At 39.9% G+C, this 1,600-nt stretch carries 1 protein-coding gene; it reads left to right on the forward strand.

Features of this window, described 5'->3' with window-relative positions:
- Positions 1-37 precede the first annotated feature (37 nt).
- Positions 38-1,483: a BREX system Lon protease-like protein BrxL gene (gene brxL / locus HW443_RS11100; RefSeq protein WP_176230839.1), complete on the forward strand. Its 1,446-nt coding sequence runs from the start codon at positions 38-40 to the stop codon at positions 1,481-1,483.
- Positions 1,484-1,600 lie beyond the last annotated feature (117 nt).

The following is a 1,600-nucleotide window of genomic DNA, read 5'->3' on the forward strand; positions in this document are numbered from 1 at the left end:
CTTGATATTTTCATAGTTCACGGGTGATGGCCCCATCATGGCAATTATGGAGAAATACCAAGAAAAAGCCAGAGAAGTATTTGGTGAGGTCTGCATCGATAAGTCATTGGTGCAGAAAATGGGCTTTGAGAGAAATATACCCAGCTACGTGGCGGAATGGCTCATTGAGCGGCATACTCCAAAAGGCGAATTAGATCACGAAGCGAAAACCAAAATAATAGGTTTCATCAATGATCACCTTCCGTCTAAAAGGCAAAGGGAATTCTTAAGGAACAAACTGTTAAATGGCGAATCAATCATAATATTGGACGATTTTAGTGTTTCAATTGATTTAGGATCTGGTAGAAGAAACCTAAAAATTCCCTCGCTCGATATTGATAATGCATACATAGAGAAGCACATAGTCGACAATTACCCTCTACTTCTATGTGGTGGAATTTGGGGGGCCGGAAAACTGATTTACCATCTTAAGGAGGAAGACTTAGGAAAGTTCGGTGAAAAGAAAGTGGTAGGAAAAGAGAGAGGAGAGATTTGGTTAACCGATTTTAGACCTATGCAGATAGGCAAAATTGATATTGATTACTATTGTGAGAGCCGTTCTCATTTTACATTGGATGAATGGAGAAGTTTACTATTGAATAGTGTAGGTTATAATTCGAATGCTTTTTCTCCTTCTCAACAACATTTGCTTTTGGCAAGGCTACTTCCTGTTGTGCAAAATCGAATCAATTTAATAGAACTTTCACCCAAGGGCACTGGAAAATCTTGGATTTACATTAACTTGTCAAACTATATTCGAATGGTAAGCGGCGGGAAGGTAACTCCCGCTGTGCTATTTTACAATAATGCAACCAATGTGCCAGGCCTTTTGGTTAAGCACGATGTTGTTGTTCTAGATGAATGTCAATCCATTTCTTTTGAGAACCCTGGTGAAGTAATCGGAATTCTAAAAGGGTTCTTAGAGGCAGGCTACTTTACTAGAGGAAAACAAAAAGTTACCTCAGAGGCTGGCATAGTTATGTTGGCAAACATACCTGTTGAATCGTCTGGAAGACCACAAAGCGAGAATCTGTTTCAAAACTTGCCTGAATTCCTACGAGAGACAGCCTTTATTGATAGGCTGCATGGAATTCTTCCCGGCTGGGACTTACCAAAATTTAATAGTGACATGATCGCTAAAGGTATTGGGTTCAAAGCAGATTTCTTTGCGGAAGTATTGCATGTGTTACGGGATAGGACTGGATACTTGGAATATATCAAAAATAATTGCACCATTGATAGTGATAGCATAAGGGATAAAATTGCAATTTGGCGGCTTGCTGCCGGCCTTCTAAAGTTACTATTCCCTGACTTGAACGTAACACAGGAGGAATTACATGAATTTTGTCTAAAACCTGCACAAAGTCTTAGACAGAGGATCAGAAACCAATTAGCGCTTCTAGACCCGGAATACAAGGATTTAGTGATAACCATAAATTATTGAGGAAGCGCTGTGTTTGTCAAGCTAATGAAAAACCCAGCGCCAGGCAACATACGTCTACATGATGTCGAAAGTAAACATCTTGGCTAGAACATGTTTAGGGAGCTTCTCTCCACCGCT

The organism is Candidatus Hakubella thermalkaliphila, from assembly GCF_013281975.1.
Taxonomy (GTDB): domain Bacteria; phylum Actinomycetota; class Humimicrobiia; order Hakubellales; family Hakubellaceae; genus Hakubella; species Hakubella thermalkaliphila.

Excerpts from the sequence above, each read along its gene's own strand:
- brxL (WP_176230839.1), top strand. The coding sequence starts at position 38 with ATGGCAATTATGGAGAAATACCAAGAAAAAGCCAGAGAAGTATTTGGT.